The following is an 11,126-nucleotide window of genomic DNA, read 5'->3' as shown; positions in this document are numbered from 1 at the left end:
GAAAGCGTCGGACTGGCGTGCGGCTTGTTCGTCACCGCTCTGCACAACATGGGCCTGGCCACGCTCCCCCACACCCCGTCGCCGATGGCGTTCCTTACGAAACTGCTCGGACGCCCCAAAAACGAACGACCCTTCGTACTGTTCCCGGTCGGCTACCCGACCCCCGATGCCCAGGTCCCGGTTCTCGAACGAAAACCACTTCGCGACGTGATGATTAGCGTCCCCGACCCGTCAGGGTCGTCAGGACGGTAGGTTCAAGCTCGCCCGGAATCATATGGCAATCCACTGATCTAGGCTTCAAGACAAGACCACGCGGAGGCGCAAATGACGACCATGCTCAACACGCTCATCGACCAGGGCAAGACTGGCCTGTTTATTGGCGGCGAATGGCAAGACGGGTCGAGTTCAATCGATGTCATCGACCCGGCCACCGAAGATTTGCTGGCAGCCGTCGGAGCGGCCAATGCGGTGGAAGCCAATCAGGCGCTCGACGCCGCCGCCGATGCGGCCAAGTCTTGGGCGGCGACTGCTCCCCGCCAGCGTGGTGAAATCCTCCGTAAAACCTTCGAACTCATGATCGAGCACGAAGAGGCCATCGCCGAGCTGATCGTGCTCGAAAACGGAAAAGCATTCCCCGATGCCCTTGGCGAGACCCGCTACGCCGCCGAGTTCTTCCGCTGGTTCTCGGAAGAAGCTGTCCGGGTGGGTGGCGAAGTCCGTCTGGCGCCGGGTGGGGACAAGCGGATCATGACGATGTCCCAGCCGGTTGGCATCAGCGTGCTCATCACCCCGTGGAACTTTCCCGCGGCGATGGCTACCCGCAAGATCGGTCCGGCGCTAGCAGCTGGCTGTACGACCATTTTGAAGCCGGCCTCTGACACGCCGCTTACTACCCTCGCCATCGTTCACCTCATGCAACAGGCCGGGCTTCCTGCCGGTGTCGTCAACATCATGAGCGCTCGGGGATCGTCGGACGCCGTGGACACGCTCTTGTCGGATTCGCGCGTCCGCAAGTTGTCATTCACCGGATCAACCGCCGTGGGCCGGATGTTGCTGGCCAAAGCAGCCAACCAGGTCCTGAACACTTCGATGGAGTTGGGCGGAAACGCTCCGTTCATCGTCTTCGACGATGCTGACATCGACGACGCCATCGCCGGGGCCATGATCGCCAAGATGCGCAATGCCGGTGAGGCCTGCACGGCCGCCAACCGGATCCTCGTTCACGAATCCGTTGCCGAGGAATTCACCGGCAAACTGAGTACAGCCATGTCGTCTCTGAAAATGGGTCCCGGCATCGACCGATCAACCCAGGTCGGCCCGATGGTCAACCGCAAGAGCCGCGACGAGATCGCCGAACTCGTCGAGTTGGCAACCGACAACGGGGCGCGGGTGGTGACAGGCGGGACGATTCCCGACCACAAGGGCTTCTTCTACGCTCCGACCGTCTTGAACAACGTCTCACCTGGAGCCGACATTCTCAAAACCGAGATATTCGGTCCGGTGGCTCCAGTGGTGACCTTCAACACTGAGGAAGAGGCCATCACGATGGCCAACGACACCGAATACGGGCTCATTTCGTACATCTACACGACAGATTTGAGTCGCGGCCTACGGGTCAGCGAAGCGATGGAAAGCGGCATGGTCGGACTCAACCGCGGTCTCGTCTCAGACCCGGCAGCCCCCTTTGGTGGCTTCAAGCAGTCCGGGGTTGGCCGCGAGGGTGGTTTTGAAGGGATCCATGAGTTCCTGGAAACCAAGTACATCGCCGTGAGCTGGTAGCAGCAGGTTCGGCGCGAACTACTCGTCGGTTCGGAGTCTGGCCCAAACCAGCTCGTCATTCCACTCGCCGTACTTATAAGCGGACGCCCGCCGGACCCCTTCGGACGAGAACCCGGCCTTTCTAAGAACGGCCGAACTCGCCGGGTTCGTGAGAAAAGCAGACGCCTCAATCCGTTGGAGGTTCAACACCTCAAAAGCGTGGTTGCATATTGCAACCACCGCTTCTGTCATGAAGCCTTTGGACCAGTAGGCCGCGCCGAGCCAATAGCCAAGGTATGCAGTCCCGGCCTGGTTCCCGGGGGTCAAGCCGATCGCTCCCATAACCAGCGGTGGTGCTTGCACGGGATGAGGGCGATCGCCGATCAACCAATGATGCCCGCCGTCATAAAAGTCGTTGTCCCGGTATTTCGCACACCAAGCTCTCGTCTCGTCAAGATCGATCGGACCATTCCACAACAGTTTGGACGTCACGGGTAGACCGCCCTGTCCGTACGTCATTGCGAATAGCACCCCGGCGTCGCGTTCGGCCGGCAAGCCGATTGTGAGACGCTCAGTTGTCATCGAAACAGCCGTAGTCCCCACAGCCGGGCCCGTTCCTACCAGTCGGGTCATGTCAGAAAGCATATCGGACACCACGATAGTCATGTGTGCCGTACGCTCGATCGGTCGAAATCTGACTGATCTCGGTGTCACGGTCGAGCTTGAGCAAGCGCCAGGACCGAATTACTGACGGCGGGCCTCCCTCGAACGTCGGTTCAAACCAACTCCAGGGCTGTTCTTGGGGCCCCAGCACCCGAAATCGGGCGTACGAACCCTGGGTTCAACCCTGGGTTCCGGCGTTCGGTGGTATCGGGGCGGGACGCAGCGTTCTATCCTCCCTCTGCGATGGACGGGAATATGGGAACCAACGACAAATCTGAGGAGTCTGGTTCGCGTATGGAGGGAACCGTGACAGTGGAACAGGGCATTTCGCTGAACTCCTTCGAGGAGTTCTACAACGCGAAACGACCCCATCTGGTCCGGACGCTGGTGATCGTTCTCGGGAACCGGGAGTTGGGGATCGAGGCGGCGGACGAAGCGATGACTCGAGCCTATCAGCGCTGGTCCGACGTTCAGGCATACGACAATCCCGGGGGTTGGGTCTATCGAGTCGCCATGAACTGGGCGCACAGCAAGTTGCGCCGGTCGAAGCGAGAGTTACCTTCGATCTACGTCACGGACAAACCCCACATCGAAGATCCGCAATTCGAGCCGAAGCTCGACGCAGCCCTGGCCTCACTTCCCGAGAAGTACCGGGCGCCGGTCGTGCTGCGGTACTACATGGACTGGTCCATGGAGGAAATCTCCGAGTCGCTCGGAATTCCCAAGGGGACCGTCAAAAGCCGAATCCATCGGGGTGTCGCCGCACTCCAAAAATCCCTTGGAGAAGCAACGTGAGTGAAACCGACTTTGAGGATCGCCTCCGGGGCCATTTGGCCGCCAAGGCGCGCCTCATCGAAGTCCCAGACCACAAGTTCGTACAAACCAGAATCGTCCCCTTTCAGCCACGCCGCAGGCGCTTCAGCACGTTAGTGGCGGCGGCCGCTGCCGTGGCCGTCGTCGCCATTCTTGGCTTCGGTGTGTTCCAAACAACCGTCGGAGGACCCGACCAGGCGGGGATAATCCCGACGACGTTTGCCCGTTGTGAGATCATCATCGTTCCCGGGTCGGAGGGCTACTGGCTTCGCGCCAATACCTCGGTCGCCAGCATCGGACCAGTCGAAACGACCCCGGATCAGAAGCTGACCATCGAGGGTGACTTGCCTGTGACCGTCCAGATATTCGACTCGCCGTCGGCCACCACCCCGATGGCGGAAACGACGATTGACTCCGCCGACGGAAACTGTTCCTTCGGAGTATCGGTATCGAACGGGCCGACCGGCTTTCAACTCGACGTGACCCAGCGATAGCAGGGCATCCTCGCCCACCGATGGAGGGCCTATCCTATGGGCACCCATGAACGTTCTTACCAGCCTTTCTGCCATCTTCGGTGAAGCATTCGCCGCACAAAACCTTGATCCGGCGTTCGGCGAGGTGGTGGTCTCGGGACGCCCCGACCTCGGTCAATTCCAGTGCAACGGTGCGCTCCCGGCCGCCAAGCAGGCCGGTCGCAATCCCAGGGACATCGCTCAGGCGGTGGTCGACTATCTGCAGGATCGACCCGAGTTGGACGAACTGAGCCTGGCCGGTCCCGGTTTTATCAACATCGTCCTCAACGACCGCGCCTTGGTCGAAAATGCCTCCTCGATGCGGACCGACCGACTGGGAATCGACCCCGTGGCAACCCCCAAACGAGTGCTGGTTGACTACGGGGGACCCAACGTCGCCAAGGACATGCACGTCGGGCACCTGCGCGCCACCATCATCGGTGACTCGCTCACCCGGATAGGAAAGTTCGTCGGTCATGACGTTTTGGGCGATGCCCATTTTGGCGACTGGGGCACCCAGATGGGCCAGGTGATCGTCGGCATCAAGGAACGGATGCCGGACCTCCCATACTTCGACCCGACCATCACCGACAGTTATCCCAACAACTCTCCGGTCACCATGACCGACCTTCAGGAGATCTATCCTGACATTTCGGAGCGGGCCGAACGCGACCCGGACGTAGCCGAAGCCGCTCGGCTGGCAACACTCGAACTGCAACAAGGCCGCGCCGGCTACCGGGCGCTTTGGGAACACCTCGTTGCGGTCTCGCAAGCTTCCCAGCGCGCCGACTTCCACGACCTTGGTGTCGACTTCGACCTGTGGCATGGAGAGTCAACGGTTCACGACCTCATCGAGCCACTCATCGATCAACTTAGGACCAATGGCCTGGCACTCGAATCGGACGGAGCGCTGGTCGTTGACGTCGCCGAACCAGGCGACAAGATGGAGATTCCTCCCCTGCTCCTGATGAAGGGCGATGGCGCCTATCTCTACACGACGACCGACGTAGCCACCCTGCAGATGCGCATGGAGGAACTCGAACGAGAAGAAGTGCTTTACGTGGTCGATGCCCGCCAAGCCCTGCACTTCGAACAAGTATTCCGGGTAGGACGCAAAGCCGGGCTGGTACCGCCCGAAACGATTCTTGAACACATCAAGTTCGGCACCATGAACGGTCCGGATGGCAAGCCCTTCCAAACCCGCAAGGGCGGAGTAGTCAAGCTTCGGGATCTCATCAACATGGTCGCCCAGGCAGGCTTGGAACGCCTCGCCGAATCGAAGGTGGTCGAATATTCGGAGCAGGAGCAAAGGAAGATTGCCCGCCTGGTCGGCCTGGCAGCTCTCAAGTTCGGCGAACTGTCCAACCATCGCCAGTCCGATTATCTATTCGACCTGGAGCGCTTCACGTCTCTGGTCGGCAAGACCGGCCCTTACCTCCAGTACGCGGTGGTACGAACCCAGTCGATTCTGCGAGAGGCCAAAGAGGCCGGGTGGCTACCGGGTGATCTCATTGAACCATCCGTTGAGGCAGAGCGGCGTCTCATGCTTGAGTTACTGCGCACTCCCGATGTCATTGACCGGGCGTGGTCGACCAGGGCACCGAACCACATCGCCGAGTTCGCCTATGAGCTTGCCCAGCAATTCAACCGGTTCTACGAGGAGTGCCACATATTGCGCGAGGCAGATCTGGCTCGCAAGACCTCGTGGTTGAGTCTCGTCGAACTGACCGGCCGGACCCTGACCTTGTTGCTTGACCTGCTCGGGATCGAAGTCCCCGACCGAATGTAGATCCACCGTTAAACGAAGAAGGCCCGGGCTGATTACCCAGGCCTTCTTGGTTGAGTGCTGTCAGGGTTACTCGCCTTTGACGACCACCTTGACACCGTCGACGGTGGTACCAATAACACCGGTAACGGCACTCACGGCCGACTCGCCGATATTCCCGGCAGCCTCGAGGGCACCAGTAGCAGCTGCCGAAGCGGCATCCTCGACACCAAGGCCAACTTCCTTGGCAGCACCAATTGCTGCCGAGATCGTGGTGCGAGTTACCTCAGCGATGTCGCCACCGACTTCGCCGACTCCACGGACTGCGCCGCGTGCGGTATTGGAGATTGCTCCGAGGACGTCGCCTCCGGTATCCGAAGCGCCTTTAACGGCACCTTGGACGGTTCCGGTGACCGCGCCGATCAAATCGCCTCCCACCTCGGTCGTGCCGGTTACAACCGCTTTCGCAAGCGAGAAGGCAGCGTCGGTCGCGGACATGCCCACGTCCTTGGCGCCACCCATGACACCCTGGGCAGTACCGGACGCGGCGTGGGTAAAGTCCCCACCGATCTCAGCTGTGCCCTTGATGGCGGCGCGAACGATGTCGCTGATCGTGCCAGCCGTAACGGTGGCGACCTCGCCGACGGTACTGACGACCCCGAGAACTACACCCTTGGCAACTTTGAGGATGCCCTCGCCGATCTGATCGACTGCGCTCAAGGCTCCAGAAACAACGTCGCCGATTGCGTCGGTGCCGCCGTGGATGATGCCGCCGGCGCCCTTCACCACACTGACCGTGGCGTCTTTGATTTCATTGGCCGTTGTGTCGGCCACCGTGCCGGCGCCCTTGACGGTCCCGACAATCGAATCACGTACCTTGGTACCTATTTCTCCGAGCTTCACAATGGCCTCCTTCTAGTGGACCGAGCTGATGTGTACCGCTTTGACCCGCGTGCTGGAAAAAAGTTCTTGTCGATCGGGAGAAGATTCTCAGGACAAAGCAGCAGTCTTACCAATCATGACCACCCTACCCGCCACGGCCACTCCGAGCCGGACCCCTTGATCTGTCACCGGATGATCAAGGCGCCGGCAGCGAGAACAAACCCTCCCGCCACGCCTGAGCGTTCTCCAAGACCTGGAGCGACGACGAAGCTGTCGTCATTATGTTCGGGCAGGCCGGGATAGTCGGCCAGGGATTCTTGAAGTCGGGACCTGACCGCCGGTAGGAACCCTTCAATCTTGGACGCTCCACCGCCAACCATGATCACCTCGGGGGCGAGCACGAACACGATGTTGCGAAGCCCTTCGGCGACGTAATGGGCCTCCATCTCAGCTGCCGATATCCGGAAGGCCGGTGCCAGGTTGCGGGGTTCGTCGCCCCATCTGGCAACGATGGCCGGGCCAGAAGCGAGCCCTTCAAAACAGTCTCCATGGTAAGGACACAAGCCAGGGAAACTATCATCGGGATGGCGTCTCACCGACACATGGCCCATCTCGGGGTGGACGAGACCGCGGACGGTCTTCCCGTTGAGAACGGCCCCACCCCCCACGCCAGTTCCCACGGTGAGATATACGTACGAGGTGAACCCGACCGCCGCCCCCCAGGTCCCCTCTGCCAGAGCAGCACCATTGACGTCGGTGTCGATCCCGATAGGGATGTCGAAACCCTCTTCCAGCACGCCAACCAGATCTGTGTCGGACCAGCCAGGCTTCGGCGTCGAGGTGATGAACCCGAACTTGGGGTGAGTGGGACGCAATTCGAGTGGGCCGAACGAGGCAACTCCCATGGCTTCCATCGCGGGATATCGAGAGAAGAATTCCAACACTTCGCCAAGCGTCTCAGAAGGACTGGTCGTCGGAATGCGGGTCTCGGCGACGATGTCGTCGGGACCACTACCAACGGCGCAAACCCACTTGGTTCCACCCGCCTCGATTGATCCCAGCAAAGGCCCGGCCACAACTGGATTGTGGGGCCGGCGTCCGGCCATGTCAAACCACCCCGTGGCCATCTGACCGGACACCAAGCGGGAGCCCGCGTTATTTGACGACGTTCCGCGCACCACTGCCGTAGCCTGAACCCATGAACCCTGAATTGAGCGCCGAGAAATCGCGCCTCAACCTCGATGTACTCCGTCCCTACCTGGCCACTCGGCGGGGTTGGTTCGCGCTCGCCGCGGTGACCATCGTTGCCGGGGTCGGTTTCGAATTATGGCTTCCACAGATCCTGGCGGATTTCATCGACGACGCCCTTGGAACCACCGCCCTGAGCAAGTTGCTCGGCCTGGCCGGCCTCTACATCGTCGTGGGGATCGGCGCCCAGGCAGCCGCGATCACCTCGCGGTACGCCGGCACGGCCATAGGATGGTCGGTCGCCAACGACCTACGAATCGACGCCACGACCCACGTCGCTTCTCTTGACCTTGACTACCACACCCACACCAGCGCCGGAGCGCTCATTGAGAGGGTTGACGGAGACATTGACGCGGTCGCCAAAATGTTCTCACACTTCGCCGTTCAAGTTGTCAGTGGCGTACTCCTGCTTGGTGGGATCTTCGTTCTGACGTTCCGCGAGAATGCTCTGGCGGGGTGGACGGTCGTGGGTTTCACCGCCGCAGTGGTCGTCATCATGTTCGTTCTGAGAGGGTTCGCCGTCGCCGCCACCAAGGCCGAGCGGGGAACCTCGGCAGAACTCTACGGATTCATCGAGGAACGACTTGCAGCCATCGAAGACATCCGCGCCAATGGCGCAGGTGAATACGTCATGCGGCGCTTCCAATCGGTCATGCGGCGCTATTACACCCGTTCCGTCACCGCCTGGGTTAAACGATCGGTGATCTGGACAGCTTCCATCGGCATGTTCTCGTTGGGAACCTTGCTGGCTCTCGCCGTTGGTGCCTACCTCGTGTTTCAGGGCCAGATCTCCTACGGCGTAGCTTTTCTGATCATCCAGTACATGTCAAAACTCGAAGGGCCGATCGAGGAAATCACCGACCAAATGCAAGAGGTCCAGAAGGCGGCAGCCGGTCTCGGTCGAATACGGGAACTCTTCGGCCAATGGCCGGCGGTCCAGCGGACCGGGACTACGGACCTTCCCGATACCGCCCTCACCGTCGAGTTCGACAACGTGACGTTTGCCTACGACAGCGACCCCGTACTCGACAACGTATCTTTTGTATTCGCGGCAGGAACACATGTCGGCCTCCTGGGGCGGACCGGAAGCGGAAAAAGCACCATCACCAAGTTGATCGCCCGCTTTTACGACGTGTCCTCGGGAACCGTATCGCTGGGCGGGTGGCCGATCGCCGAGATTGCCGAGTCGTCACTGCGCAATCGCGTGGCCGTCATCACCCAGGACGTGCAACTCTTCGAAGGGACGGTACGGGACAACGTCGCCATGTTCGTACCCGATTACGACGACCACCTCATCGAGGACGCTCTCGCAGAGATCGGTTTGGGTCCATGGGTGGCCAGCCTCCCCGAAGGGATTCACACCCATCTCGATATCGCCGGGAAAGGGTTGTCGTCCGGGGAAGCCCAACTGGTGGCACTAGCCAGGGCCTACGTCTTGAACCCGGGATTGGTCATCCTTGACGAACCGTCCTCACGCGTCGACCCGGCCACCGAAGTTGCCCTCTCGGCGGCGCTCGACCGACTGATCGAGGGTCGCACGGCCATCATCGTCGCCCATCGGCTGGCCACCGTTTCGCACGTTGACGAAATCATGGTTCTTCAGGACGGACAAGTGATCGAACACGGACATCGTTCGGAATTGGCGGCAACGCCCGACTCGGTCTTCGCTCGTCTCCTTGACACCGCCAGGGATGGCTTGATTCGAGATGAGGTCACGTTGTGAACCCGCTGCCCGTCGCCTGGCGCATTTCGAAGCCCTGGCCGTTCATGTTCTGGATCAATGTGCTCTTGTGGGCCGGTTTCCATCTGTTTCCAGCGGTCATCGGTGTCATGGTGGGCCGGGTATTCGATGCGCTGGATTCGGGCGATCGCAACCTGGTCTACAGCGCATTGTGGATCTATCTTGCGGTGATCATTGGCCGACTGGTCCTTTTCCAGTCGAGCATATTGTCGTACTCGCGGCTGTGGCATCGCATGATTCTCCTCGTGCGTCGCAATCTCCTCGACTACCTCATGCGGGCACCAGGTTCGCGGGTGCTGCCGATGAGTACCGGAGCGGCGGTGTCCACCTTCCGGGAAGACTCTGATCAGCTTGTCGACTATGTCGAGAATCTGCTCGACCTGTTCGGTTTGGTGGCCTTCCTGGGCACTTCAACCTGGATCATGCAGTCGAAATCTCCGGCGCTAACGATGTGGGCGATACTCCCGATGCTCGGGGCGTTCGTCATCACTCGAACGCTCTCGGGTCGGATCAAGATGTACCGGGAACGACTCCGAACCTCAACAGAATCGGTGACCGGCTTCATCGGTGACTTTTTCACGGCCATCGAATCCGTCAAAGCCACCGGGACGGTCGCGCCGATGATCGGCCATCTCGCCGATCTGAATAAGGAACGACAGCAGTCCGCGTTGAAAGACACCTTCCTCGATCAGTCGGTGCGCTCTCTCAACCGCAACATGGCGAACGTTTCCACCGGCCTGGTCCTGCTAGCCGGCGCCTCACTGATCCAGTCCAAGCAGCTGTCCATCGGCGACCTGACCGTCTTCCTCGTCTACATTCCGCGAATGACCGGGTACATGGCCTGGGGCGGCCAGATGCTCGCTCAACACTTCAGGGCCCGGGTAGCGGTCACCCGCATGATGCGACTTATGGTCGACGCCCCCGTCACCCAGATCACCGACCCGAGTCCACTCTGGGACGACGATGACATGGAGCCGGCCGCTCCAGTCATTCTGTCGACAGACGAACGCCTTCGGCGCCTCACCATCGCAGGTCTCAACTACGGGTTCCCTGATGGCGACGGACAGGGCATCCAGGACGTATCGTTCACGATCGACCGGGGCAGCTTCACCGTGGTGACCGGGAGGATCGGCTCCGGAAAGACGACCCTGGTGAGGGTCTTGCTCGGATTGCTCCCGCGCGACGCCGGTGAAATCCGGTGGAACGACCAGCTGGTGCGCGACCCGAGCTCTTTCCTGGTTCCACCCCGTTCGGCCTACACCCCGCAAGTACCGCGGTTGGTTTCGGACACGCTTAAACACAACATCACCATGGGTCGGCCACTTGACGAAGCGACGCTCGGCGAAGTGATCGACCTGGCCCGGATGACGAGTGACCTCGGACAACTGGAATCGGGCATCGACACGATTGTCGGGACCAGGGGCGCCCGGTTGTCAGGGGGCCAGGTGCAGCGATCGGCCGCTGCTCGGATGTTCGCTACCGACGCCGACCTTCTGGTGTTCGACGACCTGTCGTCTGCCCTCGACGTGCGAACAGAGGCTGAACTCTGGAAACGCCTGTTTGAGCTGCGCGACGTGACCTGCCTGGTGGTTTCGCACCGTCACCCCGCCTTGCGACGCGCCGACCAGATCATCCTTATGAAGGACGGCCGGGTAGACGACATCGGAACGTTGGACGAGCTTCTGGCGCGTAACCCCGAAATGCAAGCCCTGTGGGAGGAAACCGACTGACCACCAGCGGTGCG

The 11,126-nt window shown here is 60.8% G+C and carries 10 protein-coding genes; 7 read left to right on the top strand and 3 right to left on the bottom strand.

Translation table 11 applies throughout. The features are described from left to right. On the top strand, positions 1-252 hold a 252-nt coding region (locus JJE47_14350), incomplete at its 5' end, for a nitroreductase family protein (protein ID MBK5268604.1). Positions 253-333: 81 nt separating this feature from the next. Continuing rightward, entirely contained in the window at positions 334-1,779 is a 1,446-nt protein-coding gene (locus tag JJE47_14345) for an NAD-dependent succinate-semialdehyde dehydrogenase (protein ID MBK5268603.1), read from the top strand. Positions 1,780-1,797: 18 nt separating this feature from the next. On the opposite strand, the gene JJE47_14340 is transcribed toward JJE47_14345, so the two are convergent. Next, positions 1,798-2,391 carry a GNAT family N-acetyltransferase gene (locus JJE47_14340; protein MBK5268602.1) on the bottom strand — a complete coding sequence of 198 codons (594 nt, stop codon included), beginning with the start codon at positions 2,389-2,391 and terminating at the stop codon, positions 1,798-1,800. Positions 2,392-2,664: 273 nt separating this feature from the next. Here JJE47_14340 and JJE47_14335 point away from each other — a divergent pair, with 273 nt between their 5' ends. The 3 genes from JJE47_14335 to argS are packed head-to-tail and all read left to right on the top strand — an operon-like array spanning position 2,665 to position 5,535. Next, complete coding sequence (locus JJE47_14335; protein MBK5268601.1) at positions 2,665-3,216, top strand: SigE family RNA polymerase sigma factor; 552 nt, start codon at positions 2,665-2,667, stop codon at positions 3,214-3,216. Next, complete coding sequence (locus JJE47_14330) at positions 3,213-3,728, top strand: hypothetical protein (GenBank protein MBK5268600.1); 516 nt, start codon at positions 3,213-3,215, stop codon at positions 3,726-3,728. Before JJE47_14335 ends, JJE47_14330 begins: the two co-directional genes overlap by 4 nt. A gap of 46 nt (positions 3,729-3,774) precedes the next feature. Next, on the top strand, positions 3,775-5,535 hold the full coding sequence (gene argS, locus JJE47_14325; GenBank protein ID MBK5268599.1) for an arginine--tRNA ligase: 1,761 nt from the start codon (positions 3,775-3,777) through the stop codon (positions 5,533-5,535). A gap of 66 nt (positions 5,536-5,601) precedes the next feature. Here the strand turns inward: argS and JJE47_14320 are convergent, their stop codons facing one another. Both JJE47_14320 and JJE47_14315 read right to left on the bottom strand, forming a co-directional pair. Further along, positions 5,602-6,414: a hypothetical protein gene (locus JJE47_14320; protein MBK5268598.1), complete on the bottom strand. Its 813-nt coding sequence runs from the start codon at positions 6,412-6,414 to the stop codon at positions 5,602-5,604. Positions 6,415-6,578: 164 nt separating this feature from the next. Next, positions 6,579-7,499, bottom strand: a complete 921-nt coding sequence (locus tag JJE47_14315; GenBank protein ID MBK5268597.1) for an ROK family protein — start codon at positions 7,497-7,499, stop codon at positions 6,579-6,581. Positions 7,500-7,591: 92 nt separating this feature from the next. Here JJE47_14315 and JJE47_14310 point away from each other — a divergent pair, with 92 nt between their 5' ends. Then, positions 7,592-9,364: an ABC transporter ATP-binding protein gene (locus tag JJE47_14310; GenBank protein MBK5268596.1), complete on the top strand. Its 1,773-nt coding sequence runs from the start codon at positions 7,592-7,594 to the stop codon at positions 9,362-9,364. Next, on the top strand, positions 9,361-11,112 hold the full coding sequence (locus JJE47_14305) for an ABC transporter ATP-binding protein (protein ID MBK5268595.1): 1,752 nt from the start codon (positions 9,361-9,363) through the stop codon (positions 11,110-11,112). The genes JJE47_14310 and JJE47_14305 overlap by 4 nt, the downstream gene beginning before the upstream one ends. Positions 11,113-11,126: the final 14 nt, after the last annotated feature.

The organism is Acidimicrobiia bacterium, assembly GCA_016650365.1.
Taxonomy (GTDB): Bacteria; Actinomycetota; Acidimicrobiia; order Spongiisociales; family JAENVV01; genus JAENVV01.
This window is presented reverse-complemented; position numbering and strand designations above follow the sequence as displayed.

What these genes read in the sequence shown, in the direction of transcription:
- JJE47_14345 (MBK5268603.1), top strand. Translation starts at nt 334, where the DNA reads ATGCTCAACACGCTCATCGACCAGGGCAAGACTGGCCTGTTTATTGGC.
- JJE47_14340 (MBK5268602.1), bottom strand. Translation starts at nt 2,391, where the DNA reads ATGACCCGACTGGTAGGAACGGGCCCGGCTGTGGGGACTACGGCTGTT.
- JJE47_14335 (MBK5268601.1), top strand. Translation starts at nt 2,665, where the DNA reads ATGGACGGGAATATGGGAACCAACGACAAATCTGAGGAGTCTGGTTCG.
- argS (MBK5268599.1), top strand. Translation starts at nt 3,775, where the DNA reads ATGAACGTTCTTACCAGCCTTTCTGCCATCTTCGGTGAAGCATTCGCC.
- JJE47_14315 (MBK5268597.1), bottom strand. Translation starts at nt 7,499, where the DNA reads ATGGCCGGACGCCGGCCCCACAATCCAGTTGTGGCCGGGCCTTTGCTG.
- JJE47_14310 (MBK5268596.1), top strand. Translation starts at nt 7,592, where the DNA reads ATGAACCCTGAATTGAGCGCCGAGAAATCGCGCCTCAACCTCGATGTA.